26 protein-coding genes are annotated in these 25,921 nt (G+C 67.2%); 23 read left to right on the top strand and 3 right to left on the bottom strand.

Going from position 1 to position 25,921, the window contains the following annotated elements:
- Positions 1 to 34: 34 nt before the first annotated feature.
- The 7 genes from ruvA to HII28_RS01735 all read left to right on the top strand — a co-directional run bounded on the left by ruvA (position 35) and on the right by HII28_RS01735 (position 7,660).
- Entirely contained in the window at positions 35 to 652 is a 618-nt protein-coding gene (gene ruvA, locus HII28_RS01765) for a Holliday junction branch migration protein RuvA (protein ID WP_170023842.1), read from the top strand.
- A complete protein-coding gene (gene ruvB / locus HII28_RS01760; RefSeq protein WP_170023841.1) occupies positions 649 to 1,683 on the top strand; it encodes a Holliday junction branch migration DNA helicase RuvB in 1,035 nt (344 codons plus the stop codon). The genes ruvA and ruvB overlap by 4 nt, the downstream gene beginning before the upstream one ends.
- A gap of 77 nt (positions 1,684 to 1,760) precedes the next feature.
- Positions 1,761 to 2,162: a preprotein translocase subunit YajC gene (gene yajC, locus HII28_RS01755; RefSeq protein ID WP_240977201.1), complete on the top strand. Its 402-nt coding sequence runs from the start codon at positions 1,761 to 1,763 to the stop codon at positions 2,160 to 2,162.
- A 63-nt stretch (positions 2,163 to 2,225) separates the two neighbouring features.
- Entirely contained in the window at positions 2,226 to 3,962 is a 1,737-nt protein-coding gene (gene secD / locus HII28_RS01750; protein ID WP_170023839.1) for a protein translocase subunit SecD, read from the top strand.
- The gene (gene secF, locus HII28_RS01745; protein WP_170023838.1) at positions 3,962 to 4,984 is read left to right on the top strand and encodes a protein translocase subunit SecF; all 1,023 of its coding nucleotides are present in this window, start codon (positions 3,962 to 3,964) and stop codon (positions 4,982 to 4,984) included. The genes secD and secF overlap by 1 nt, the downstream gene beginning before the upstream one ends.
- Positions 4,981 to 5,328 carry a rhodanese-like domain-containing protein gene (locus tag HII28_RS01740; protein WP_346769145.1) on the top strand — a complete coding sequence of 116 codons (348 nt, stop codon included), beginning with the start codon at positions 4,981 to 4,983 and terminating at the stop codon, positions 5,326 to 5,328. The genes secF and HII28_RS01740 overlap by 4 nt, the downstream gene beginning before the upstream one ends.
- A 76-nt stretch (positions 5,329 to 5,404) precedes the next feature.
- A complete protein-coding gene (locus HII28_RS01735; RefSeq protein WP_170023837.1) occupies positions 5,405 to 7,660 on the top strand; it encodes a bifunctional (p)ppGpp synthetase/guanosine-3',5'-bis(diphosphate) 3'-pyrophosphohydrolase in 2,256 nt (751 codons plus the stop codon).
- A gap of 140 nt (positions 7,661 to 7,800) precedes the next feature.
- Here the strand turns inward: HII28_RS01735 and HII28_RS01730 are convergent, their stop codons facing one another.
- The 3 genes from HII28_RS01730 to HII28_RS01720 form a co-directional block, all read right to left on the bottom strand.
- Positions 7,801 to 8,367 (bottom strand): hypothetical protein, encoded by a 567-nt coding sequence (locus tag HII28_RS01730; protein ID WP_170023836.1) that lies wholly within the window; start codon positions 8,365 to 8,367, stop codon positions 7,801 to 7,803.
- A 102-nt stretch (positions 8,368 to 8,469) separates the two neighbouring features.
- On the bottom strand, positions 8,470 to 9,699 hold the full coding sequence (locus HII28_RS01725) for a DUF349 domain-containing protein (protein ID WP_170023835.1): 1,230 nt from the start codon (positions 9,697 to 9,699) through the stop codon (positions 8,470 to 8,472).
- A gap of 98 nt (positions 9,700 to 9,797) precedes the next feature.
- Entirely contained in the window at positions 9,798 to 10,610 is an 813-nt protein-coding gene (locus HII28_RS01720) for a peptidylprolyl isomerase (protein ID WP_346769144.1), read from the bottom strand.
- Positions 10,611 to 10,823: 213 nt separating this feature from the next.
- On the opposite strand from HII28_RS01720, the gene HII28_RS01715 reads away from it, so the two are divergent.
- The 16 genes from HII28_RS01715 (at position 10,824) to HII28_RS01640 (ending at position 25,822) form a co-directional block, all read left to right on the top strand.
- A complete protein-coding gene (locus HII28_RS01715; protein WP_170023833.1) occupies positions 10,824 to 12,191 on the top strand; it encodes a replication-associated recombination protein A in 1,368 nt (455 codons plus the stop codon).
- Positions 12,192 to 12,481: 290 nt separating this feature from the next.
- On the top strand, positions 12,482 to 13,153 hold the full coding sequence (gene rpsD, locus HII28_RS01710) for a 30S ribosomal protein S4 (protein ID WP_170023832.1): 672 nt from the start codon (positions 12,482 to 12,484) through the stop codon (positions 13,151 to 13,153).
- A 302-nt stretch (positions 13,154 to 13,455) separates the two neighbouring features.
- The gene (locus tag HII28_RS01705; protein ID WP_170023831.1) at positions 13,456 to 13,863 is read left to right on the top strand and encodes a DUF948 domain-containing protein; all 408 of its coding nucleotides are present in this window, start codon (positions 13,456 to 13,458) and stop codon (positions 13,861 to 13,863) included.
- 269 nt (positions 13,864 to 14,132) lie between these two features.
- The gene (locus tag HII28_RS01700) at positions 14,133 to 14,348 is read left to right on the top strand and encodes a hypothetical protein (RefSeq protein WP_170023830.1); all 216 of its coding nucleotides are present in this window, start codon (positions 14,133 to 14,135) and stop codon (positions 14,346 to 14,348) included.
- Positions 14,349 to 14,429: 81 nt separating this feature from the next.
- Positions 14,430 to 17,084, top strand: a complete 2,655-nt coding sequence (alaS, locus tag HII28_RS01695; RefSeq protein WP_170023829.1) for an alanine--tRNA ligase — start codon at positions 14,430 to 14,432, stop codon at positions 17,082 to 17,084.
- Between the two features lie 4 nt (positions 17,085 to 17,088).
- A complete protein-coding gene (gene ruvX, locus HII28_RS01690) occupies positions 17,089 to 17,541 on the top strand; it encodes a Holliday junction resolvase RuvX (RefSeq protein WP_170023828.1) in 453 nt (150 codons plus the stop codon).
- 118 nt (positions 17,542 to 17,659) lie between these two features.
- Positions 17,660 to 19,201, top strand: a complete 1,542-nt coding sequence (gene mltG, locus HII28_RS01685) for an endolytic transglycosylase MltG (RefSeq protein ID WP_170023827.1) — start codon at positions 17,660 to 17,662, stop codon at positions 19,199 to 19,201.
- Positions 19,185 to 20,114: a shikimate dehydrogenase gene (locus HII28_RS01680; RefSeq protein ID WP_170023826.1), complete on the top strand. Its 930-nt coding sequence runs from the start codon at positions 19,185 to 19,187 to the stop codon at positions 20,112 to 20,114. The genes mltG and HII28_RS01680 overlap by 17 nt, the downstream gene beginning before the upstream one ends.
- A 51-nt stretch (positions 20,115 to 20,165) precedes the next feature.
- Complete coding sequence (aroC, locus tag HII28_RS01675) at positions 20,166 to 21,365, top strand: chorismate synthase (protein WP_170023825.1); 1,200 nt, start codon at positions 20,166 to 20,168, stop codon at positions 21,363 to 21,365.
- The gene (locus HII28_RS01670) at positions 21,362 to 21,862 is read left to right on the top strand and encodes a shikimate kinase (protein ID WP_170023824.1); all 501 of its coding nucleotides are present in this window, start codon (positions 21,362 to 21,364) and stop codon (positions 21,860 to 21,862) included. Before aroC ends, HII28_RS01670 begins: the two co-directional genes overlap by 4 nt.
- Entirely contained in the window at positions 21,859 to 22,938 is a 1,080-nt protein-coding gene (gene aroB, locus HII28_RS01665; protein WP_170023823.1) for a 3-dehydroquinate synthase, read from the top strand. Before HII28_RS01670 ends, aroB begins: the two co-directional genes overlap by 4 nt.
- A complete protein-coding gene (locus tag HII28_RS01660) occupies positions 22,935 to 23,474 on the top strand; it encodes a GNAT family N-acetyltransferase (protein ID WP_346769143.1) in 540 nt (179 codons plus the stop codon). The genes aroB and HII28_RS01660 overlap by 4 nt, the downstream gene beginning before the upstream one ends.
- 45 nt (positions 23,475 to 23,519) lie before the next feature.
- Positions 23,520 to 23,981 carry a type II 3-dehydroquinate dehydratase gene (locus HII28_RS01655; protein WP_170023822.1) on the top strand — a complete coding sequence of 154 codons (462 nt, stop codon included), beginning with the start codon at positions 23,520 to 23,522 and terminating at the stop codon, positions 23,979 to 23,981.
- A 118-nt stretch (positions 23,982 to 24,099) separates the two neighbouring features.
- Complete coding sequence (gene efp, locus HII28_RS01650) at positions 24,100 to 24,666, top strand: elongation factor P (protein WP_170023821.1); 567 nt, start codon at positions 24,100 to 24,102, stop codon at positions 24,664 to 24,666.
- Entirely contained in the window at positions 24,666 to 25,082 is a 417-nt protein-coding gene (gene nusB / locus HII28_RS01645; protein ID WP_170023820.1) for a transcription antitermination factor NusB, read from the top strand. The genes efp and nusB overlap by 1 nt, the downstream gene beginning before the upstream one ends.
- A 32-nt stretch (positions 25,083 to 25,114) precedes the next feature.
- Positions 25,115 to 25,822 carry a thioredoxin domain-containing protein gene (locus HII28_RS01640; RefSeq protein WP_170023819.1) on the top strand — a complete coding sequence of 236 codons (708 nt, stop codon included), beginning with the start codon at positions 25,115 to 25,117 and terminating at the stop codon, positions 25,820 to 25,822.
- Positions 25,823 to 25,921: the final 99 nt, after the last annotated feature.

Below are 25,921 nucleotides of genomic sequence, written 5' to 3'. Positions count from 1 at the left end.
CGGCTCTCACCTGAATCGCCCCTAGGCTTGGACGGTGATCTCCTCCCTCCGCGGAACAGTGCTGCAGGCTTCAGACGGTGTCGCTGTCATCGACGTCGGGGGAGTGGGCTACGCCGTTCAGGTCACGCCCGATCACGCACGGTCGCTCCGGATCGGCGACGAAGCCACGGTGCACACGTCGATGATCGTTAGGCAGGAGTCGATCGCCCTGTTCGGATTCCCCGCTCGGGAGCACCTCGGCGTCTTCGAAGCGCTGATCGGCGTCTCGGGTGTCGGGCCGAAATCGGCGCTCGGCGTGCTCGCGGCGCTCGCTCCCGATGAGATCGCGCTTGCCGTCGCCTCCGACGACGACACGGCGTTCCGCAAGGTGAGCGGCATCGGGCCGAAGACGGCGAAGCTCATCGTCGTCTCGCTCACCGGCAAGCTGTTCGCCCCCGCCAAACAGGTGCAGAACGTCGCGCAGATCCCGCGGTCCGACGTCTCGGACAGCGTCGTCATCGCGCTCGTTGGCCTCGGCTGGGCTGAGAAGACCGCCACGGAGGTCGTGCGGGAGCTCGTCGACGAGTACGACGAATCCGAGCGGGACACCGTGCAGGGCCTGCTCCGCCTTGCACTCTCGCGCCTGGGTCCGACGGCGAGGCAGCAGGCATGAGCGAAGACCTCACGACGCCAGAAGCGCAGACCGAAGAGCTCGCGTTCGAGGGTGCCCTGCGTCCCAAGTCGCTCGCCGAGTTCGTCGGTCAGTCCAAGGTGCGCGGACAGCTCCAGCTGCTGCTCACTGCGGCACGGATGCAGGAGCGCACGCCCGACCACATCCTGCTCGCCGGCCCTCCCGGCCTCGGCAAGACGACTCTCGCGATGATCGTGGCCCACGAGAGCGGTCGCACGCTGCGGATGTCGAGTGGACCGGCCATCCAGCACGCAGGCGACCTCGCGGCGCTGCTGTCGTCGCTCGTGCCAGGCGAGGTGCTCTTCATCGACGAGATCCACCGGATGGCGCGCTCGGCCGAAGAGATGCTGTACCTCGCGATGGAGGACTTCCGCATCGACATCATGGTCGGCAAGGGGGCGGGCGCCACGTCGATCCCGCTGGATCTCGCTCCCTTCACCCTCGTCGGAGCGACGACCCGGTCCGGACTGCTCCCCAACCCGCTCCGCGACCGTTTCGGCTTCACCGCGCACCTCGAGTTCTACGACGAGGACGAGCTGGAGCAGGTGCTCACTCGAGCTGCCGTCATGCTCGACTTCGAGATCGACAAGGAGGCGATCGCGGAGATCGCCGGTCGCTGCCGCGGCACCCCGCGCATCGCCAACAGGTTGCTGCGACGTGTGCGGGACTACGCGCTCGTGCACGGCGGAGCAGCCGATCGTGGAGCCGTCCGTGCCGCGCTCGAGCTCTACGACGTCGACGAGCTGGGACTGGACCGGATCGACCGGGCCGTCGTGCAGGCCATCCTGACGCGCTTCGACGGCGGTCCCGTCGGACTCAACACGCTGGCGGTTTCCGTGGGGGAGGAGGCGGACACGATCGAGTCGGTCGTCGAGCCGTTCCTGGTGCGGATCGGACTGCTCTCACGCACTCCGCGAGGTCGCGTCGCGACGCCGATGGCCTGGGATCACTTGGGAATACCAAGGAAGCGCCCGGCCGACGCGCAGCAAGCGCTCTTCACGGATGACCTATAATTCTTTATCAGCCTGCAGCCCCCATGTATGAGGTGGTTGTCCATGCTCCCCCCTCATCTTCGGAAGGTATCTCCACGTTGGATCAGAACATCCTGACCATTGGCATGGTCGTCGTCCTGGCGGTCCTCATCTTCTTCATGTTCCGCAGCAGCCGTAAGCGGCAGAAGCAGCAGTCGGAACTCCAGAAGCAGGTCGTCCCAGGCGCTTCGGTCATGACCAACTTCGGCGTCTTCGGCACGATCGTGTCGATCGACGAGGAGAACAACAAGGTCGAGCTCGAGACGAGCCCCGGCCACATCCTCACCGTGCACCGCCAGACGATCAGCCGTGTGGAGACCTCTCCCGAGGTCGTGGAGGAGAGCGCCGACGCGGATGCCACGACATCCGCCGCCGACGCGACGTCGGTCGACGACAAGCCGCAGTTCGGCGAGCGAATCGAGAACGACGCGGACTCGTCGCCGAAGAAGACCGACGAGTAAAACCTCCCCCCGCGCGGCCGCCTTCCACGGCGGTCGCGCGAGTACAGAAAGCTGAGTTCTTCCGTGGCAAAGTCGTCTCCCGTGAAGAGTGCTTCGCGATCGCTGATCTGGCTCGGCGTCATCGTGGTCGCCCTGGTGCTCGTGCTCGGCGGAGGCGTGCTCTTCGCGAACGCCAGCTGGCTGCCGAAGCTCGGCCTCGATCTCGAGGGCGGGACGGAGATCATCCTCACTCCGCAGCTGGCCAACGGGCAGTCGATCAGCAGCGACGAGCTCAACCAGGCAGTGTCGATCATCCGTGAGCGCGTCGACGCCTCGGGTGTGTCCGAGGCCCAGGTGAGCACCCAGGGCAGCGACAACATCGTGGTGTCCATCCCCGGACGACCCGACCAGGCGACGCTCAACCGCATCAAGTCCTCCTCGAAGATGGACCTGCGCCCTGTGCTGCTCACCGGATCTCCGACGAACACGTTCGTGGGCTCGAACGGCAAGACCACACCGTATCCGACGCCGGCGCCGACGCTGCAGTCGACGCCGACAGCGAAGCCCACCAACGGAAGCGACACGGCATGGGTGACTCCTGCCCTGCAGGCCCAGTACGACGCCTTCGATTGCTCATCGCTGAAGAACAGCACGACGAACGTGGCACCTGCAGACCAGCCGCTGATCACCTGCGACGACAACCTCTCGGCGAAGTACCTGCTCGGGCCCGTCGAGGTCGAGGGTTCCGACATCACCAATGCGACAGCAGGCATCGCCACGGACTCCAGCGGCAACACCACCGGCCAGTGGGTCGTCAACCTCACGTTCAATGACAAGGGCACCAAGGCCTTCGCCACGGTGAGCACCCGCCTGTACGGCTACTACAGCGCCGACTCGACCGACCCGCGCGCCCGCTTCGCGTTCGTGCTCGACGGCAAGGTGCTCGAGGCACCGGCCATGCAGGGTGCGATCACCAACGGCGAGGCCCAGATCAGCGGAAGCTTCAACCAGACCAGCGCACAGTCGCTCGCCGACTCGCTCAAGTTCGGTGCGCTCCCCGTGAGCTTCAAGGTGCAGAGCTCCGACACGATCTCGGCCACCCTCGGATCGGCGCAGCTCCTCAGCGGTCTCATCGCCGGCGCCATCGGTCTGCTCCTGGTCGTCATCTACACGCTGTTCCAGTACCGGCTGCTCGGCCTCGTGACGATCACATCGCTGGTCGTGGCCGCACTGCTCACCTACCTCGTGATCACGATCCTGTCGTGGCGCATCGACTACCGACTGTCGCTGGCCGGTGTCGCCGGACTCATCGTGGCCATCGGATTCACCGCCGACTCGTTCATCGTGTACTTCGAACGAATACGCGATGAGTTGCGGGACGGGCGAAGTCTCGAATCCGCCGTCGAGGCCGGCTGGAAGCGAGCGCGCCGCACGATCTACGCGTCGAAGTCCACCAACCTGCTCGCTGCGATCGTGCTGTACGTGCTCGCCGTCGGCAACGTGCAGGGCTTCGCGTTCACGCTGGGCGTGACGACCGTGCTGGACGTGCTCATCGTGATCATGTTCACGCATCCGACACTGCAGCTACTCGCCCGCACCAGGTTCTTCTCCAGCGGCAACAGGTGGACCGGCCTGGATCCGACGGCGCTCGGCGCCGTGTATCGCGGTGCTGCGCAGTTCCGCACCGCGGCGTCCGTGAGCGACTCGAAGCGGGCAGCCAGCAGCCGTGAGGCGGCCAAGCGTCAGACCATCGCCGAGCGCAAGCAGGCGGAGCTCGTCGCCGCCGGCAACAAGTCCGACAAGGACGAGAAGGAGTCCTGATGGCTGCCACCCGTTTCCAGAAGTTCGGCAACGACCTCTACACCGGCGCGCGCTCCATCGACTTCGTCGGCAAGCGCAAGATCTGGTATTCGATCGCCGTCGTGTTGATCATCGTGTCGGTGATCATCCCCATCGCCAAGGGCGGATTCAACTTCGGCATCGACTTCCGCGGAGGGTCCCAGTTCACGGTCTCCAACGTGAAGACGACCGACCAGTCGCTCGCCGAGCAGGCCGTCCACGATGTGAAGCCGAACGCCACCGTTCAGGTCAGCGTGACGCACGGCGCCGGCGGCGATGGCGTCCGCGTGCAGACGGACCAGCTGACGACCGATCAGACGAAGGCTGTCGCCGCGAACCTCGGACGCGCCTACGGCGTGCCCCAAACCGATGTCGCCTCCACCTACATCGGCCCCAGCTGGGGAGCGGATGTCTCACGGCAGGCCATCCAGGGTCTGGTGGTCTTCCTCCTCCTCGCGTTCATCGCCATGGCGCTCTACTTCCGAACGTGGAAGATGTCGGCCGCTGCGATCATCTCGCTGTTCCACGACCTGATCATCACGGCGGGCATTTACGCCCTCGTCGGCTTCGAGATCACGCCGGCCACGATGATCGGATTCCTCACGATCCTCGGTTACTCGCTTTACGACACGGTCGTCGTGTTCGACAAGATCCGCGAGAACACACGCCACGACAAGGACGCGGTGAACCATACGTTCCCCGAGTCCGTGAACCTCGCCGTCAACCAGACCCTGGTGCGATCCATCAACACGGCCGCCGTGGCAGCCCTTCCCGTCGCGGCGATCCTCTTCATCGGAGCCTTCGCGCTCGGTGCCGACACGTTGCGCGACATCTCGCTCGCGCTGTTCATCGGAATCCTGATCGGCACGTACTCCACGATCTTCATCGCAGCTCCGCTCTACGCGGACTTCCGCCGAGGTGAGAAGGAGATCGTGAAGCACGACCGCAAGGTCATGGCGGCACGCTCCAAGGCCCCGATCACGGAAGTGGTGCCGTCCAAGTGACGCTGGAGCCAGGCGTATCGATTCCGGCCGGCGACGCCATCGCCCTGATCGAATCCGACAGCGTCTGGCTGCTCGATGTCCGCGAGCACCACGAATGGAACGCCGGCCACGCGCCGGGCGCGCACCACATCCCGATCGGCGAACTCGGACTGCGGCAGGACGAATTGCCCGACGACGGCACGGTGATCGCCGTGATGTGTCACGTTGGGTATCGCTCGCGCCAGGTGACGGACGCCCTGGTGCGTGCCGACTACCCGGCAGTGGACATCACGGGTGGACTCGTCGCGTGGCAGGCATCCGGCGGCGACGTGGTGATAGACGACGGGTCGGTGTCGGACCGCTGAGCGACGTGCGCTGTGAGCGGACCCGCCGACAGGACCCGAACCCACCCACGATAATGAGTGTCGGGAGGGGATGCTGATGGTCGACGCGACAACGCAGCAGACCGCTTCCCTGCGCCGTCTGGTTCCCCGGCTCTTCTCCCGCGCCCAGCAGCCGGCCGGTGCTGTCGACACACTGCTGAAGACCGTGCGGATGCACCATCCCAAGGCCGATCTGGCACTGATCGAACGCGCATACACGACCGCGGAACGAGCGCACTCCGGTCAGACGCGACGCAGCGGCGAGCCGTACATCACGCATCCCGTCGCGGTGGCGCAGATTCTGGCCGACCTGGGCATCGGTTCCAAGGCCCTCGCCGCCGCACTTCTGCACGACACCGTCGAGGACACCGACTACTCGCTCGATGAGCTGCGCGCCGACTTCGGCGATGAGATCGCCATGCTCGTCGACGGCGTGACCAAGCTCGACAAGGTCAAGTACGGCGAGAGCGCCCAGGCCGAGACGGTCCGCAAGATGATCGTGGCGATGTCGAAAGACATCCGGGTGCTCATCATCAAGCTGGCCGACCGGCTGCACAACGCGCGCACCTGGGGGTTCGTGCCTGCGGCCAGCGCGACGCGCAAGGCCACAGAGACGCTAGAGATCTACGCCCCTCTTGCACACCGCCTCGGAATCCAGGCGATCAAGTGGGAACTGGAAGACCTCTCTTTCGCCGTGCTGTACCCGAAGCTCTACGTCGAGATCGAGAACCTGGTGAAGCAGCGCTCGCCCGAACGGGAACGCGTCGTGCAGCAGGTGACGGATGCCATCAACGACGACCTCAAGTCGGCGAAGATCCGCGGCAAGGTCGTCGGCCGCCCGAAGCAGTTCTATTCGATCTACCAGAAGATGGTGGTCCGCGGACGCGAGTTCGACGAGATCTACGACCTGGTCGGCATCCGCGTCATCGTGAACTCGGTGCGGGATTGCTACGCCGTCCTCGGCCAGATCCACGCCCGGTGGACGCCGATGCCCGGCCGCTTCAAGGACTACATCGCCACCCCTAAGTTCAACCTGTACCAGTCGCTCCACACGACGGTGATCGGGCCGGAGGGGCGGGCTGTCGAGATCCAGATCCGCACTGAGGAGATGCACCAGCGGGCCGAGTTCGGTGTCGCCGCGCACTGGAAGTACAAGGAGCGCGTCGCGGGATCCAAGTCCGACGATATCGGCAAGGTCGACACCGACATGGCGTGGCTCGCCCACATCTCGGACTGGCAGGCGGAAACGGCGGACCCGAGCGAGTTCCTCGACTCGTTGCGCTTCGAGATCGGTGCGAAAGAGGTATACGTCTTCACGCCGAAGGGCCGCGTGATCGGCCTGCCCTCCGGTGCGACACCCGTCGACTTCGCCTACGCGGTGCACACCGAGGTGGGCCACCGCACGATGGGCGCCAAGGTGAACGGCCGCCTGGTCCCGCTGGAGTCGCCGCTGTCCACGGGCGATGTCGTCGAGGTGTTCACGTCGAAGAACCCCGACTCCGGTCCGAGCCAGGACTGGCTCAACTTCGTGAAGAGCCCCCGCGCGCGCAACAAGATCCGCCAATGGTTCACGAAGGAACGACGCGACGAGGCGATCGAGCAGGGCAAGGATGCCATCGCCCGCGCGATGCGCAAGCAGAACCTCCCGCTGCAGCGGCTGATGACCCAGGACTCACTGGGCGAGGTCGCGGCGCAGATGAAGTACGACGACGTGTCCGCGCTCTACGCCGCCATCGGCGAAGGGCACATCAGCACCCAGTCGGTGCTGGAGAAGGTCGTCGCCTCGCTGCAGTCGGAGACGGAGAGCGACGTCACCGAGCTGCCGCCGCCGGCTCGTGTGCGCGGCCGCCAGCTGCGCAACAGCGATTCCGGAGTGCTCGTGCGCGGGGCGCCTGACATCCTCGTCAAGCTCGCGAAATGCTGCACGCCGGTTCCGGGCGACCCGATCGTCGGATTCATCACCCGCGGGTCTGGCGTGAGCGTTCATCAGACCGACTGCCACAACGTCCAGGACTTGATGCGCGAGCCGGAGCGGATGATCGATGTCGAGTGGGCGCCGTCGTCGAAGAGCGTGTTCCTGGTGCAGATCCAGGTCGAAGCGCTCGACCGCGCCGGCCTCCTCTCGGATGTCACGCGTGTGCTCTCCGAGCATCACGTGAACATCCTCTCTGCGACGGTGTCGACGTCGAGCGACCGCTTGGCTCTCAGCCGCTTCGTGTTCGAGATGGGGGACACCACCCACCTCGACCGCGTGCTCAACGCCGTGCGCCGCATCGACGCGGTCTACGACGTGTACCGCGTCAGCGCGGGCTGAGGACCAGCGACGATGCCGCGGTCGATCAGCGCGGGCTGAGGACCGCCGACGATCACGACCCGATGTCGGCCAGCGCCGCAGTCGAGCAGCGCCGCTGCTGAACGGGGCGGTCGCACCGGCCAGAACCGTCACGATCCGCATCACTCCGGTACGCCCGTCGCGTCGGCCGACCGCTTCCACTCGGTGAGCCGCACGAGCGCCGCCGTCTTGCCGGGGACCTTGGGGGCGTCGGACAGCCGATCGACGCAGGCCGAGACGAGGTCGGGCCGCGCCGAGACGAGGCGACCGGCCACCTCGGAGACGTCAGGCCCTCCCGCGAAGGCGAGATCGAACAGCACGCGCGCGATCGTCGTCACGCGCAGGCCGGCTATCACCTCGACGTCGCCTGGCGAGTGCCCGATCTCCCGCACGACGACCCGAGGCGACGGAGGGAACTTGATGCGATCGGCACGCGTGACGCACACCGTGTGCACCGGAGGCGGGGACGAGTGCACACCGTGAACCCACAGAGCGCTGTCCAGCTCGGCGATGAACCGCTGACCGACGAGCGCGCGCAGAGCTGACGCACGCAACCAGACGCCGTCCGGTTCATCGACGGGTGCGAACCGCTCGTCGACGGCGAACAGCTCGCCGTCGAGGCGAGCCGCGCAGAGTTCAGCCAGGGGTAGCACTCCGGGCCCGAGAACCGATGCCATCGCGTTCGCCATGGCATACATGCTGCCGCCCGCGCCGTATCCGCCGGTGGCGTCGCACGCGAATCGTGGATAAGAATCCGGACGCAGGTCTCGTGGAGGACGGCAGGCCTACGATCAGCGAATGGCGGAGAGCCACGCCTTCCGCGCGTCCAGCGCCTCCTGGGCCTGTGCGATGGCCTTGGCATTGCCGGTCGCCTTCGCAGCCTCGAGTTCCTCCTCGAGCTTCGCGATGGCATCCGTCAGCTGCGCAGCAAGGCCCTCTGAACGTGCCTTCTTCTCCGGGTTGCTGCGCTCCCAGTGCTCGTCGTCCAGCCTGCGCACCGCCGACTCCACCTTGCGAAGCCGTTCCTCGACGGACTTCACCTGGTCGCGCGGAACGCGGCCGACGGCATCCCATCGGGTCTGGATCGACAGGAGCGTCGCTCTTGCGGACGTGCGATCCGTCGCCTTCAGCAGCGGCTCGGCCTCGTCGAGAAGGGCGAGCTTCTGCTCGAGATTGTGCTGGTATTCCTCGTTCTCGATGGCGTCGGTCTCCGCCTTCGCTGCATAGAGCACGTCGCCGGCAGCCTTGAACCTGGCCCAGAGCGCGTCATCCGTTCGCTTGCCTGCCCGTCCGGCGCGCTTCCAGTCGTCGAGGAGGGAACGGTACTGCGAAACGCCGTCCGCGCCGAGCGGTGCCAGTGCTTCAGCTTGCTCGATGAGCTCGGTCTTGCGCGACCGCACGTCACGATGCTGCGAGTCCAGCTCCGCGAAGAACGCCTTGCGGTTGCGCTCGATCGTGGTCCGGGCGGCACGGAATCGCTTCCACAGCTCGTTGGCATCGTTCTTCGGAAGGCGAGGGCCTTCGTGCTGATGGGTCTGCCACGCGTTGAAGAGCTCGTCCAGGCGGGCGCTGGTCTGCTTCCACTGCGTCTTCGCAGGGTCCTCAGCGGCGAGAGCCTCTGCCTGCTCCACGATGGCGGTTCGCTCGGCGATGGCGTCGGCCAGCGCGGCCTTGGCCTCCGCGCTCTGCTGCTCGGTGAGCTCTTCGACGGTGCCGCCGAGTTTGGCGAGACGCTCGTCGAGTGACGCGAGGTCGCCGACGGCGTTGGCGTTCGCCACCGACTCGCGGAGCGACGCGACCGCCTTGGCGACATCCGATGCCGGAGTTCCGCGGCGCACGCGCTGCTCGAGGAGCCCCACCTGCCCTGCGAGATCGGCGTACTTGCGCTCGAAGTACGCGAGCGCCTCGTCTGCGGAGGCATCCGGGTACTCGCCGACGACACGCTCTCCGTCGGCGGTGCGGACGTAGACGACTCCCGCGTCGTCGACGCGTCCCCACGGGTGCTGATCAGAAGTTGACACGAGCCTCACCTGTTCGTAGACGACCCCGGTTCGGTCGTCGATTGCCTACAAAAGCCTATTGCACGTCCCGGCCCGGCCTATCCGGCCTTCGACGAGCGTTACTTGAGTGTGAAGGAGTCGATCTTCGGTGTGACGGCAGGGACGCCGTCGGCGCTGCCGTCCTTCGTGCCCTTGTCGGTGACGTCGGTCTTCAACTGACTCAGCCCGCTCGTCACCTTGCCGATGACCGTGTACCCGCCGGCCGAGTCGTTGGGGATCGTGGTGTCGCCGTAAACGATGAAGAACTGGCTGCCGTTGCTGTCGGCGTTGCCCGACTGCCGAGCCATCGCGATCGTGCCCTCCGGATACTTGCCGTCCGACGGGGCGTTCTCGATCGGGCCGAAGCTGTACCCCGGCCCACCGGTCCCGTCGCCCTTCGGGTCGCCGCACTGCAGAACCTTGAACGTGGTACCGGTCGTCAGGCGGTGGCACACGGTGTTGTCGAAGAAGCTCTTCTGGGTCAACGAGATCATGGAAGAAACGGCCTGCGGCGCCTTCGCGCCGTCGAGCGAGACCCCGAGGGCTATGCCGTTGATCGTGAGCGTGCCTGTCCAGGTGCGGTTCTCCGCCAGCGACTTCGGGGGCACATCGCCCTGGTTCTGAGCGGTCGCTGCCGGCGTCGGCGTCGGCGTCGCAGTCGCGGAGGCGGATGCCTTCGGTGAGGCGACAGGCTTGCCGGGTCCGGCAGAGAAATAGGTGAGCTGGAAGACGACGGCGAGGGCGAGAACGACGACCACGACGCCGCCGGCGATCGCGTTGTCCCTGATCCGTCTCCGTCGTGCGTGCTCGTGCACCGACTGGCGCGCTTGATAGGCGCGCAGGCGTTCGCGCGCCTGGCGCGCGTCGCGGTCGCTCTGCTTCTTCGCGGACACGGGCATCCTCCACCGGGGTGCGCGGCGGCACCGAGTCAGGGGTGTACGGGGTCGCGTTCGTCGTACGACACGAGACCCAGGACCGAGGCCGGGCCGATCCCAGGCTGAACTTTACGCACCGAGCCCATGTGCTCCAAATGAACCGGTGCAGGCATCCTTCTCGCCGCAGCCGGCCGCGGCCGCTTGTCGGCGCCACCTCCTATCCTGGACGTCATGGTGAGCACACAGCAGGGGCTGCGCGCGGGCGCGACCCCGCTGGCGGTGCGGATGCGTCCACGTCGGCTCGACGAGATCGCCGGACAACGCCATTTGCTCACGCCCGGATCCCCGCTGGTCAGTCTCGCCGGCGACAAGACGGGGGAGCGCGGCTCGGTGTCCGTCATCCTCTGGGGTCCGCCCGGCACCGGGAAGACCACGCTTGCACAGGTGATCGCACACTCCTCGGGACGGCGATTCGTCGAGCTCTCCGCCGTGACGGCCGGCGTGCGCGACGTGCGCACTGTCATGGACGAGGCGCAGACCAACCGCGACCTGTACGGCGTGTCCACAGTGCTCTTCCTCGACGAGATCCACCGCTTCACGAAGGCGCAGCAGGATGCCCTGCTTCCAGGGGTCGAGAACGGATGGGTCATCCTCGTGGCCGCCACGACGGAGAATCCGTCGTTCTCCGTCATCTCGCCGCTGCTGTCCCGGTCCCTTCTGCTCACACTCGAGCAGCTCTCCGACGACGACCTCGGCGTGCTCATCGATCGCGCCGTGAAAGACGAGCGCGGGCTGAAGGATGCCGTCGTCGTCGACTCCGACGCCCGCGCGGCCCTGATCCGCCTCGCGTCGGGCGATGCACGCAGGGCCCTCACTGCGCTGGAGGCCGCCGCGAACTCCGCGCAGGACAACGCCGCGACGAGCGAAGACGCCGAGCGCGGCACGGACGAAGCGGATGTCAAGCCGACCGTCACGGCCGAACTGGTGGCATCCGCCGTCGATCGCGCGCTGCTGAGATACGACCGCAACGGCGACGAGCACTACGACGTGATCAGCGCGTTCATCAAGTCCGTTCGCGGGTCGGATGTCGACGCGGCGCTGCATTATCTGGCCCGGATGATCGAGGCGGGCGAAGATCCCCGGTTCATCGCCCGACGCATCATCGTGCTCGCCTCCGAAGACATCGGCATGGCGGATCCCACGGCACTCGGCGTCGCCGTCGCCGCTGCGGACGCCGTGCAGTACATCGGGATGCCGGAGGGGCGCATCCCGCTCGCGCAGGCCGTCGTGCACCTGGCCACGGCGCCGAAGTCGAACGCCGCGTACATGGCGCTCGACGCGGCGATCGCCGATGTGCGCTCCGGGAAGATCGGACGCGTCCCTAAGCACCTCCGCGACGCGCACTATCCGGGTGCCAAGCGACTTGGACACGGCAAGGGGTACAAGTACCCGCACGACGACGATCTCGGGGTCGTGCGGCAGGACTACCTGCCCGACGTGCTGAAGGACTCCCTGTACTACTCGCCGACGGAGCACGGAAACGAGCGGGAGATCGCTGCGCGCCTGGCGAAGCTGCGGCGCATCACGCGCGGCAAATAGGTGTCTCACGGTCGCCGGGGGAGCGGGCGGAAGACGAGCCGCACTCTGGTACCATTGACGGGCCGAGATCTGGATTCCGTGCGGCTGCGGGCATCCGATCGTCAGGGCTGTTCTTCGCAAGACTCGATCTTCGAGGGCAGTGCTCTTTAGCCGAGCAACCCCGGCCATCCCTCCCATTGCGAAAGCGACCACGGCGGAGCTGTGCACGAGCACTGTTCCGTGCGCGTCATCCGACGTGCGTCGCCGGATCAGCCAATGGCTGCCCACCGAACCGATCGTTCATCGATCGGATGCGGCAGGGGGTAGCACAAGTGAGAAGAACCTACGAAAGGACAAACGTGTCTTCACGTTCCCGCAGCAAGACCCGCCTCTCCCGGTCGCTGGGCGTCGCCCTGACCCCGAAGGCCGCGCGCATCCTCGAGAAGCGCCCCTACGCTCCCGGTGAGCACGGCCGCACCAAGCGCAAGGCCGACAGCGACTACGCAGTGCGTCTGCGTGAGAAGCAGCGTCTGCGCGCCCAGTACGGCATCCGCGAGAAGCAGCTCCGCATCGCGTTCAACGAGGCCCGTCGCACCCAGGGTCTGACCGGTGAGAACCTCGTCGAGCTGCTCGAGATGCGTCTCGACGCGCTCGTGCTGCGCGCCGGCTTCGCCCGTACCACCGCGCAGGCCCGCCAGTTCGTCGTGCACCGCCACATCCTCGTCGACGGCAAGATCGTCGACCGCCCGTCGTTCCGCGTGAAGCCGGGTCAGCTCGTCCACGTCAAGGCCCGCTCCGAGGGTTCCGAGCCGTTCCAGGTCGCGGCCGCCGGTGGTCACGCCGACGTCCTCGCCAAGACCCCTGCGTACCTCGAGGTCGAGCTGGACAAGCTGCAGGCGCGCCTCGTGCGTCGCCCGAAGCGCGCCGAGGTCCCCGTGACCTGTGACGTGCAGCTGGTCGTCGAGTATTACGCCGCGCGCTAGACGCGATCGAGCCGAGAGTCGAGCGGGCTTGCCCGTTCGACCGAGGCGAATGAGCGTTCGAGCAGCGAAGCTGCGATAGCGCGATGTAACAACTCAGCCGCGAAGCGGCCGAAGAGCAGAGCTTACGCGGCGCCAGGAATACAGCCGCGGAGCGTCCGATTCCCGGGCACGCCCAGGATTCGCTCGGACTCTGCCTCAGGCCATCGCCTTCACGGCTGGACCAACCGATACGCTGGAGGGCGAGTCGTCTTGTGACGGCTCGCCCTTCGACGTATTCCCCGAGCGGAATGGATGGTGCGCCCTTGTCTGGTGGAGACATCGCCGGTCTGATCGCCGCAGGCGTCTTCGCCGTGCTCGTCGCCCTTCTGGCGGTCCCGCTGGTCAAACTGGGCAAGGTCTTCGACCAGACGACCGACTCCATCAAGGAGGTCAGCGACGGGATCACGCCGATCCTGGACGAGACCACGGTGACGCTGCGCGAGACCAACAAGCAGCTCGCGCGGGTGGACGCGATCACACGAAATGTGCAGGACATCACCGGCAACGTCTCTGCCCTGGTGGCCCTGTTCGCGGCGACCGTAGGCGGGCCGCTGATCAAGCTGGCGGGTTTCAGCGCCGCCGTTCGCGCCGCTTTCCGCTTCGGACGACCGGGTAGGTCAGGCGCTTCCGGTCGTGCCGGAGCCGGCGACAGACCAGACGCAACCGAGTGAGCCGCCGCCTCCCCGCGTCCCGGCACGTGCCTTCGGCCGCGGCACTAAACTGGGTCGGGTTGTGCGCGTGCGGCTCGTGCGGCATCCCCGGTGTCCGCTCCGCCGCACGCCTGAACGATCACCTCCAACCCGATCCGACCGGTCCAGCACCACGTCGACCCGTGGACTCCGCGTCGAGTTCGGGGTCGGGCACAGCCTCACGTACCCAGCACCATCCCAGCACCACGTTCAGCCACCGACCACAGGTCAACGACCCTAGGAGATCCGCCATGAAGAGCTTCCTCTGGTTCGTCGTCGGCATCGCAGCCGGCTTCGCGATCGCGCACCAGGTGAACAAGACCGAGCAGGGCAAGCAGTTCTTCGACGAGCTCGACCGCAAGGCGCACGATTTCGGCGCCGCGGTGAACGAGGGATATCGCAAGCGCGAGGCCGAGTTGCGCTCGGCCATCGACGACGCGGAAGACACCATCGCCGGCCTCTCCTGAGCAGGGTTCCGGCCGCACGCAGGCGGCCGGAACGCGACCGGGAACTCCCCTTCACCACCCCACCACGTAACGAACGGAACCATGCAGACCGCCGAGATCCGCCGCCGATTCCTCGACTTCTTCGCTGAGCGCGGCCACACGATCGTGCCGTCCGCGTCGCTCGTCAGCGACGATCCGACGCTCCTCTTCACCATCGCCGGAATGGTGCCGTTCGTGCCGTACCTGACGGGGCTCGTCCCGCCGCCGTACCCACGGGTGGCCGACTCGCAGAAGTGCATCCGTACGCTCGACATCGAAGAGGTCGGCAAGACCCCTCGCCACGGCACCTTCTTCCAGATGCTCGGCAACTGGTCGTTCGGCGACTACTTCAAGAAGGACGCGATCCGGTTCGCGTGGGACCTCCTGACCTCGCCGGAAGACCAGGGCGGGCTCGGTTTCGACCCGAAGGACCTCTGGGTCACGGTCTACGAGGACGATGACGAGGCGCGCCGCTACTGGCGCGAGGTCGCCGGCCTTCCTGATGAGCGCATCCAGGGCCTCGGCAAAGACACCAACTACTGGTCAACCGGCGTCCCCGGGCCTGCTGGACCGTGCTCGGAGATCTTCTTCGACCGCGGTCCCGCGTACGGCATCGATGGAGGTCCGGCGACCGACGACGATCGCTACGTGGAGATCTGGAACCTCGTGTTCATGCAGTACCTCCGCGGCGAGGGCACGGGCAAGACGGACTTCGAGATCATCGGCGAACTGCCGAAGAAGAACGTCGACACCGGCATGGGCCTGGAGCGTGTGGCGTTCATCAAGCAGGGCGTCGAGAACTTCTACGAGATCGACGAGGTGCGGCCGGTCCTCGACAAGGCAGCGGAGATCAGCGGCAAGCCGTACGGCGCGAACCACGAGGACGATGTGCGCATGCGCGTCATCGCAGACCACGTGCGCAGCGCCCTCATGCTGATGTCCGACGGCGTGACGCCGTCGAACGAGGGTCGCGGCTACATCCTGCGCCGCCTGCTGCGCCGCACGGTGCGCGCCATGCGCCTGCTCGGTGTGGAGACCGCGACGTTCCCGGCGCTGTTCGCCGAGTCCCGCGACGCGATGAAGGCGACCTATCCGGAGGTCGCAACCGACTACGACCGGATCTCGCACCTCGCCTTCTCTGAGGAGGACACGTTCCTTCGCACGCTGGCCAGCGGCACGACCATCCTCGACACAGCTGTCACCAACACGAAGTCGTCCGGCCGCACGGAGCTCGCGGGCGAGACGGCGTTCCTTCTGCACGACACCTACGGATTCCCGATCGACCTCACGCTCGAGATGGCCGAGGAGGCCGGACTGACGGTCGACCGAGGAGCATTCGACTCGCTGATGTCGCAGCAGAAGGCACGGGCCAAGGCGGACGCCAGGGCGAAGAAGCGTGCGCTGGCGGACCTGTCCGTTTACAGCGACCTGCGCGGCAAGGGCGAGACGGTGTTCACCGGATACACCGAGCTGCAGACCGAGTCGCGCGTGCTGGGGATCATCGTGGACGGCGTCGCCGTGCCACGGGCATCCGAGGGGCAGATCGCCGAGATCATCCTCGCGGAGACGGCGCTCTACGCCGAGTCCGGCGGTCAGGATGCCGACCAGGGTGTCATCGTCGGCCCGGGCTACGAGCTCGAGGTGCTCGACGTGCAGAAGCCCGTGAAGGGGCTGATCAGCCACACCGTGCAGGTCACGAAAGGCGAGGTCGGCGTCGACGACACGGCGACGAGCGTGGTGGACGGCGACTACCGGCGCGGTGCGCGCCAGGCGCACTCCGGAACGCACATCATCCACGCGGCGCTGCGGCAGGTGCTCGGCCCCAACGCCCACCAGTCCGGCTCGTACAACAAGGCCGGCTACCTGCGTCTGGACTTCTCCTGGAACCAGGGCCTGTCGCCGGAGACGCGCAGCGAGATCGAGGAGATCTCGAACAACGCGATCCGTGACGACCTCGAGGTCGTCACGCGTGAGATGCCCCTCGACGAGGCGAAGTCGCTCGGCGCGATGGCGTTGTTCGGCGAGAAGTACGGCGAGGTCGTGCGTGTCGTCGACATCGGCGGTCCGTGGTCGCGCGAGCTCTGCGCAGGCACGCACGTGACCTCCAGCTCCGAGATCGGCATGATCAACCTGGTCAGCGAATCCTCCGTCGGCTCGACCAACCGACGCGTCGAGTCGCTCGTCGGCATCGAGGCGTTCCGCGACCTCGCGGTCGAGCGCACGATCGTGTCGCAGCTGAGCGGTGCGTTGAAGACACCCCGCGAGCAGCTTCCCGAGCGCATCAACGATCTCGTTTCCAGCCTGAAAGCGGCGGAGAAGAAGATCGCGGCGTTCGAGGCTCGTGCGGTGCTCGATCGCATCCCGGCCCTTCTCGAGAAGGCGGAGCGCATCGGGTCCACCCGACTCGTCGCGCAGAACGTCGGCTCGCTCGGCTCGGCAGACGATCTGCGGATGCTCGTCACCACGTTGCGCGAGCGTCTCGGCTCCGATCCCGCCGTCGTGGCTCTCGCCGCCGTCGTCTCCGACCGCCCCGTGGTCATCGCTGCCACGAACAAAGCGGCCAGGGATGCCGGGACCAAGGCCGGTCAGCTGGCGAAGGGTGCGGCATCCGTTCTCGGTGGCGGCGGAGGCGGCAAGGACGACCTCGCCCAGGGCGGCGGATCGGACGCCTCGGCGATCGACGCGGCGCTGGCATCCGTTCGGACCGCGATCGGATAGCGCCGTGCGGCCCGGAGTTCGCGTCGGCGTCGACGTGGGGAAGGCGCGGATCGGTGTGAGCCGGAGTGATCCCGACGGGATGCTCGCCCTCCCGGTCGAGACCGTCGCACGCGCCGATGACGGCAGCGACATCGCCCGCATACAGGCGCTTGTGACGGAATTCGGAGCCGTCGAAGCTATCGTCGGTCTTCCGTTGTCCCTCTCGGGAGTCCACACGCTCTCGACGGACGACGCCGTCGGATTCGCCGAACGCCTCGCCGAGGCGATCGGCATCCCGGTGAGGCTCGTGGACGAGCGCCTTTCCACCGTGACCGCGCAGTCCGCGCTCCGCGCGTCTGGCCGAACCACGAGGAATTCGCGTTCCGTGGTCGATCAGGCGGCGGCCACGGTAATTTTGCAACACGCGCTCGACGCCGAGCGTGCGAGCGGGAACCCCCCGGGAACGCTCGCGACCTAGGTCGATTCCCGCCCAGTGAACAGAGTCGACCCGTGAACATTGGACTCCTGACGTGACCCATCCGAACCCGCCCGGCGCACCCCAGCCGGACCCGTCGCTCGACGCCGAGCGACCGCCGATGACCCGGAGAGAGGCCCGCGAGCGCGAGGCACGCCTCGCCAGGGAGCGCGGCGAGATCGTCGATCCGCCGAGCGGCCAGATCCCGGTGTCGTATCCGCTGAGCGGTCCGATCCCGATCGCAGGGGCCGGCTCGGACGGCGGACGCCAGGGTGAGGGCGAAACGTCGGAGTGGGACGGAGCACACCCGGTCACATCGCCCATCTCGTTCGAGTCCGTGCACACGGCATCCATCCCCGTCATCTCCACACCGACGGAACTGCAGACCGCTCAGGGCGGTCGTAGGATCGCGGACGGCTACGCCGACGACGGCAATGACTCCTCGGGTGAGAGCGAGCTCGAGAACGCGTTCTGGGGGAACCTCGGCGACGCATCCGAGAACGCAGATGGGAACGGCGACCAGCGCCCGACGCGGCCCAACACCTGGTCGAGCCTGGATTATCCGACCGACGGCAAGCCTGACAAGCCGAAGAAGAAGCGTCGTTGGCTCATCACCACGATCGTGCTGGTCGTCGTGCTCGGTCTGATCGGAGCCGGCGGCGTCTACGTGTGGAACTCGTTCCAGCCCGAAGTGCGCAAATTGCTCGCACTGAACGAGCCGAACGACTACACCGGATCGGGCACCTCACCCGTGACGATCACGATCAAGGACGGCGACAACGGCAGCGACATCGCGACGACGCTGCAGAAGGCCGGAGTGGTCATGACCTCCGATGCGTTCTACACGCTGCTCCTGCATACCAAGCCGGATCCGGTGTTCCAGCCCGGCGTGTACCAGCTGAAGAAGCACATGAGCGCCAAGTCCGCGCTGGCCGCGCTGCAGGATCCGAAGAACAAGCTGGCACGCACGCTCACCATTCCTGAGGGGGACACGGAGGCGGACATCCTGCCGGCCCTCGCCAAGACGACGGGTGTCCCGCTGCAGGATCTGCAGGCGGCGGCCGCGAACCCGGCGGACTTCGGCGTGCCGTCGCAGGCGAAGAACCTGGACGGCTTCCTCTTCCCGGCCACCTACACCTTCGATCCCGGCGTGGACGCGAAGACCGTCATCAAGACGCTCGTCGATCGGGCGTTCAAGGCCTTCGACGCGGACGGCGTTCCGAAGGACAAGGTGTGGAACACCGTGGTCCTGGCGTCGGTGGTGCAGAAGGAGGCGGGCAGCACGGAGGACATGGGCAAGGTGGCCCGCGTGTTCCAGAACCGCCTCGACCAGGGCATGGCGTTGCAGTCAGACGCGACGGTGGCGTACGGGGCTGGCGTGAAGACGGTCTTCACGACCGATGCGCAGCGCGCGGACGCGGGCAACCTGTACAACACGTACGCACACGAGGGACTGCCCGTGGGCCCGATCTCTAACCCGGGCGACGACGCGCTCAAGGCGGCGATGAACCCGACACCGGGCGGATGGCTGTACTTCGTGACGGTCGACCTGAAGGACGGCACCACGGTGTTCTCCAACACGGAGGACGAGCACAACAAGGCCGTGCAGCAGCTGCAGGACTGGTGCAACGCGAGCGCGGCGAACGATGCTTACTGCCAGTGACGGTCCGCGCGGGCTCGCCGTGCTGGGCTCGCCGATCGCGCACTCTCAGTCGCCGGCGCTGCATGCGGCGGCCTACCGAGAGCTCGGCCTGCCGTGGAGTTACGACCGCGCCGAGGTCACCCCGGCGACGCTCGGCGACTACGTGCAGAGCCGACCGGATGACTGGCGCGGGCTGTCCCTGACCATGCCGCTCAAGCAGTCCGTGCTGCCGCTGGTGTCGTCGATGGACGAGATCGCCCGGCTGACGGGCGCCGCGAACACGATCCTGTTCGACACGGATGCGTCCGGTCGTCGTGAACTCCGGGGCTTCAACACCGACGTGATCGGCATCGTGCGCGCCCTCACCGCTGCCGGCACCTCCAACGCCAGATCCGTGCTCGTCTGGGGCGGCGGAGCCACAGCGGCGTCGGCCGTCGTGGCGGCCGCGGAGCTCGGAGCGGATGTCGTGACGGTGCAGGTCCGCGAGCCTGCTCGCGCCGAGCAACTGATCGGGCTCGGCCACGCGGTGGGGCTGCGGGTGGAGATCCGCTCGTTCCAGGATGAGGTCTCCGAGCGTCCCGACCTCGTGATCAGCACTCTGCCCGGGTCGGCGGGCGCAGACGGCGGGGCGAACCGCATTGTGAGGGGCAAGGGTACGGCGAGAGCCGCGGCGGACGGCATCCTGCTGCTCGACGTGGCCTACGACCCATGGCCGACCGAGGTCGTCAAGGTCTGGGACGCCAGGGGAGGCGCGATGGGGCGCACCGCGTCGCACAACGTGCTCTCCGGCCTCGCCATGCTGGTGCATCAGGCGCTGCTGCAGGTGCGCATCTTCGTCACGGGAGATCCGGAACGCGAGCTACCGGACGAGCCGGCCGTGCTGGGAGCCATGCTCGCCGCGGTGGGGCTGGACGCATCCGGCCGCCCCGTCTGACGCCTCAGCGCATGGCCGGGCGCCGCGCGCCCGCGTGCCAGAATTGACACCATGCTTCGTTGGCTCACCGCTGGGGAATCGCACGGCCCCGAACTCGTCGCGCTCCTGGAGGGCCTGCCCGCAGGCGTGCCCGTCTCGATGGATGCCGTGCGCGCCGATCTCGCGCGCCGCAAGCTCGGCTACGGGCGTGGGGCCCGCATGAAGTTCGAGCAGGACGAGCTGGCGTTCTCCGGCGGCGTGCGCCACGGCCTCAGCATGGGGAGTCCGATCGCCCTGCGCATCGGCAACACGGAGTGGCCGAAGTGGGTCGACGTGATGAACCCGGAGCCGGTGGACCCCTCCGTCCTCGCGACGGGTCGTGGCGCCGCATTGACCCGCCCGCGTCCTGGCCATGCAGACCTCGTCGGCATGCAGAAGTACGGCTTCGACGAGGCGCGGCCCGTGCTTGAGCGCGCCAGTGCGCGCGAGACGGCGGCACGCGTTGCGCTCGGCGCCATCGCGAAGGCGTTCCTCGCCGAGCTCGGCGTCACGACGGTCAGCCACACGCTGTCCATCGGACCCGTGCGCGTTCCCGAGGGATCGGCGTTGCCGAAGCCGTCCGACGTGGACGCGCTCGACACGGATCCCTTGCGCTGCTTCGATCCGGCGACGTCCGAGCTCATGGTGGCCGAGGTGGACGCCGCGCACAAGGACGGCGACACGCTCGGTGGTGTCGTCGAAGTACTGGTGTACGGCGTGCCGGCCGGCCTCGGATCGCACGTGCAATGGGATCGCAAGATCGACGGCAGGCTCGCGCAGGCTCTGATGAGCATCCAGGCCATCAAGGGCGTGGAGGTCGGCGACGGGTTCGAGACGACGAGGCGCCGCGGATCCGCCGCGCACGACGAACTCGTGACCGACGGCACGACCATCTCGCGCACGAGCGACAAGGCGGGCGGAACCGAGGGCGGCATGACGACAGGATCCCTCCTGCGGGTACGTGCCGGCATGAAGCCCATCGCGACGATCCCGCACGCACTGCGCACGATCGACATCGCGACGGGCGACGCGGCGCCGGCGCACCACCAGCGCTCCGACGTCTGCGCCGTTCCTGCGGCCGGCGTCGTCGCAGAGGCCATGGTCGCTCTCGTGCTCGCGGATGCCGTGCTGGAGAAGTTCGGCGGCGACTCGCTCGCCGAGACGAAGCGCAACCTGCAGGGCTACCTGGATGCGATCCCTGCAGCCCTGAACACCGAAACCGTGCGCGCGTGACGATCGTTCTCATCGGTCCGCCGGCCGCTGGCAAGACACGGGTCGGCAAGCGGCTGGCCAGGCGGCTGGGCGTCCCGTTCATCGACACGGATGCCGTCATCGTGGCCAAGCACGGACCCATCTCCGGCATCTTCGCCGAGCGCGGTGAGCAGGAGTTCCGCGCGATCGAACGCACTGTGGTCAGCGAGGCCCTCGCACTCGGCGGTGTCGTCTCGTTCGGCGGGGGAGCGGTGCTGGATCCGCGCACGCAGGAGGACCTGCGCACCACGCACGTCGTGCTGCTCACGGTGACACCCGAGGCGGCCGCGGCCCGCATCACCGACGGCAAGCGTCCACTGGTGCAGGGCATCGAGTCGTGGCGGGAGCTGGTCGGCAAGCGCCTGCCGCTGTACGAGTCGCTGGCCGACTACACCGCCGACACGTCGCATCGCCCGATGACGACGATCGTCGAGGAGATCGCGCAGTGGTGCGAGGAACAGGAGCAGGCGGAAGCATGAGCGAGACGACCACGGAGCTGCAGGTGACGGGGACGAACGAGTACCCGATCCGGGTGGGCCGGGGAATCCGCTTCGAGGCTGCAGAACTTCTCGGCTCAGGGGTGCGGAAGGTGCTGATCGTGCATCAGCCGACGCTCGCGGCCGCGGCATCCGAACTGCGGGAATCGCTCGCCGGTTCCTTCGAGGTGCTGCTGGCTGAGGTGCCGGACGCCGAGGCCGCCAAGCGTGTCGAGGTCGCCGCATTCTGCTGGCAGATCATGGGCCAGGCGGACTTCACGCGCAGCGACGCGGTGATCGGCTTCGGCGGGGGAGCGGCAACGGATCTCGCCGGCTTCGTCGCCGCGACCTGGCTTCGCGGCGTGCGGCTCGTGCAGATCCCGACGACCGTGCTCGGCATGGTCGATGCGGCCATCGGCGGCAAGACCGGCATCAACACGGCAGAGGGCAAGAACCTCGTCGGTGCGTTCTACGCCCCGGCCGGGGTGCTGTGCGACCTCGACACGCTCGATGCACTGCCGCCCAACGACGTGCTCGCCGGCTACGCCGAGATCGTCAAGGCGGGCTTCATCTGGGCTCCGGAGATCCTCGACAACGTGGAGGCGGACCTCGAAACCGCTATCGATCCGCACAGCCCTGTCTTCCGCCGCAACCTCGAGCTCGCCATCGACATGAAGGCGAAGGTGGTCAGCGAGGACTTCCGCGAGGCTGGGCTGCGCGAGATCCTCAACTACGGGCACACGCTCGGACACGCCATCGAGCACGCGGAGCGCTACCAGTGGCGGCACGGAGCGGCGATCTCCATCGGCATGGTGTACGCCGCGGAACTGGCACGACTGAGCGGCCGGCTGTCCGATGCCGTCGCCGACCGGCACCGCAGCATCCTCGAGTCCATGACCTTACCCGTCAGCTACCCGGTCGGGCGCTGGCAGACGCTGCTGGCCACCATGCAGCGCGACAAGAAGGCGCGCGGCGGCACGCTGCGTTTCATCGTGCTCGACGACCTCGCCCGGCCGACCGTGATGCAGGCTCCGGATCCGAGCCTGATGTTCGCCGCATACCAGGAGATCGGGTCGTGATCGTGCGGCGCGTCGAGCACGGGGAGTGGCGCCAGGTGCGCGGCCTTCGTCTCGAGGCGCTGCAGGATCCGGATGCCGCGATCGCGTTCTTGGACTCCTACGAGCAGGCGGCGACCAAGTCGGACGACTTCTGGATGACCCGCACGGACAACGCGGCCAGCGGTGATGCGGCCGCCCAGTTCGTGGCCATCGGCGAGCCTGCCCAGGACGAGGCGTGGGTGGGAACCGTGACGGTGCTCGTGCGACCTGCCGGCACCATGGACCACCTCGATCGCCGCGTGGAGACGGCGCGAGCCGATGTCGTCGGCGTGTACGTCGCCCCTACGCACAGAGGGGACGGCACGATCGATCGACTGTTCGATGCAGCCGCCGCTTGGGCGGCAGAGGTCGGCGCCCGTGCGCTGACTCTCGACGTGCACGCCGACAACCACCGAGCCCAGGGTGCCTATCGCCGTGCCGGGTTCACCGCGACAGGGGAGACGATCGAGGGTCCGATCGGCTCGGAGATCGTGATGTCGCGATCCCTCGCGGCCTGAATCGCTGAATCCAACGGCGGCGTACCGCGCTGCTAGGGTGCCGACGTGACCGACACCCCACGCCGCCTTCTGCTCGTCAACGGACCGAACCTCAACCTTCTCGGCGTTCGCCAACCCGAGATCTACGGCACGGAGACCCTTGCCGACGTGGTCGCCCTCGTCGAACTGACCGCGGCGGAACACGGATTCGAGGTGCGCGCGGTGCAGAGCAACCACGAGGGCGTGCTCATCGACGCCATCCACGAGGCGCGAACGGAGTGCGCGGGCATCGTCATCAACCCGGGCGGCCTCACCCACACCTCTGTCGTGCTGCGGGATGCCCTGTCCAGCGTCGCCCTGCCCGTCGCGGAGGTGCACATCTCCGATGTGAACGCCCGTGAGGAGTTCAGGCGCTTCTCGTACGTGCGCGACATCGCCGCCGTGCACGTGATCGGCGAAGGCGTCGCCGGATACGGAATCGCCGTCTCCAAGCTCGTCGACGTGATCACCGGACACGTCGACGACTGAGGTCCATCCGGCGAATTCCCTGCCCGCACCCGGTAGAATCGCCTGATGGTCGGCGCCGTGGCGCGCCTTGACCGTCCGACTTCCCGTTTCCCACTCGTACTTCGAAGGATCATCACGCATGGCATCCGATACCGCTGACATCCGCAACGGCGCCGTTCTCAACATCGACGGCCAGCTCTGGACCGTGATCGAGTTCCAGCACGTCAAGCCGGGCAAGGGCGGTGCGTTCGTGCGCACCAAGCTCAAGAACGTGGTCAGCGGCAAGGTCGTCGACCGCACGTACAACGCCGGCACCAAGCTCGAGTTCGAGAACGTGGACCGCCGCGAGTACCAGTACCTGTACAGCGACGGAGACGGCTTCGTCTTCATGGACACGAGCGACTACGACCAGTTCACCGTTCCCGGCACCATCGTGGGCGACGCGGCCAACTTCATGCTCGAGAACCAGAACGTGACGATCGCCATGAACAACGGCAACCCGCTGTACGTCGAGCTCCCGGCATCCGTCGTGCTCGAGATCACGTACACCGAGCCGGGCCTCCAGGGCGACCGCTCAACGGGCGGCACCAAGCCCGCCACTGTCGAGACCGGCTACCAGATCCAGGTTCCGCTGTTCCTCGAGACCGGCACCAAGGTCAAGGTCGACACCCGCTCGGGCGACTACCTCGGTCGCGTCAACGACTAGTGGGGGCGCGCACCAAGGCACGCAAGCGCGCCATCGACATCCTCTTCAGCGCGGACGTGCGGGGCATCCCGTTCGGCCGCGCCCTCGCCGACGAGGCGCAGCGCGCTGCGAACGAGCCGGCACGCGAGGCGTCCTGGCTCTACGCCAGGGAAATCGTCGACGGCGTGATCGACCACAGCGACGAGATCGACGAGCTCATCCAGACGTACGCGCAGGGCTGGACCCTGGAGCGGATGCCGGCCGTCGATCGCGCGATCCTGCGGATGGGCGTGTGGGAGTTGCTCTTCAACCCTGCGATCCCGCATCCCGTCGCCATCTCGGAAGCAGTCGAACAGGCTACGATCTTGTCCACCGATGATTCCGCGAAGTTCGTCAACGGCGTGCTCGCAAAGATCGGTACCACAGCTTCGCACTGATCCTTCCGGAGCGGATTCGAAGGCGCTCGGTCATGACCGCACGACTCGCAGAACGCATGGCATGCGTGCTGCTGAGTGCGGCCGCAGCGCTCCTGCTCGCGGGATGCGCGTCGCCCAACTCGCCGATCTTCGCGCACCAGACGCAGACCGTTGTTCCCACGAGCTCGGGCGGGGTCCTCGACCTCAATGCCGATGCGCTCGTCGTCGGCTCGGGTCCGACCGTCGTCGACACGTACGTCGACCCGATGTGTCCGTACTGCGGGGCGTTCGAACGGGCCAACGGGAAAGCGCTGACACAACAGGTCAACGACGGCGCGATCACCTTGCGCGTGCATCCGATGAACTTCCTCGACCGCAGCTCGCGGGGGACCTCGTACTCGTCGCGCGCCTCGAGCGCACTCGCCTGCGTGGCGGAGTCGACTCCGAAGGCCACGCTCGCCTACCTCGGGGAGTTGTACGACAACCAGCCCCAAGAGGGAACGGGCGGCCTGAGCGACAAGGGGCTCACGTCTCTCGCCCACATCGTCGGGGCCGATGCCGCCGACGGATGCATCACGTCGTACCGGTACGCGCAGTGGGTCACGCAGATCACGCAGAACGCGGTGAACGGACCCATACCCGGCGCAGACATCAAGGCGATCACCCAGACCCCGACCATCCTGGTGAACGGTCACCTGTACGCGGGCGACATCACCTCAACGGCCGCGCTGCAGCAGTTCATCACCTCGGGCGGCAAATAGGTCGCCGAGAGGCAGCGCAGAGCCTTGGTGTGCATGGACGCGCTGCCGGACTCGGGGTGGACGGCAGGTCCCGGACCCTTCGGTGACGAGTCGAATGAC

Source organism: Planctomonas sp. JC2975, assembly GCF_012985205.1.
Classification (GTDB): Bacteria; Actinomycetota; Actinomycetes; order Actinomycetales; family Microbacteriaceae; genus Humibacter.
This window is presented reverse-complemented; position numbering and strand designations above follow the sequence as displayed.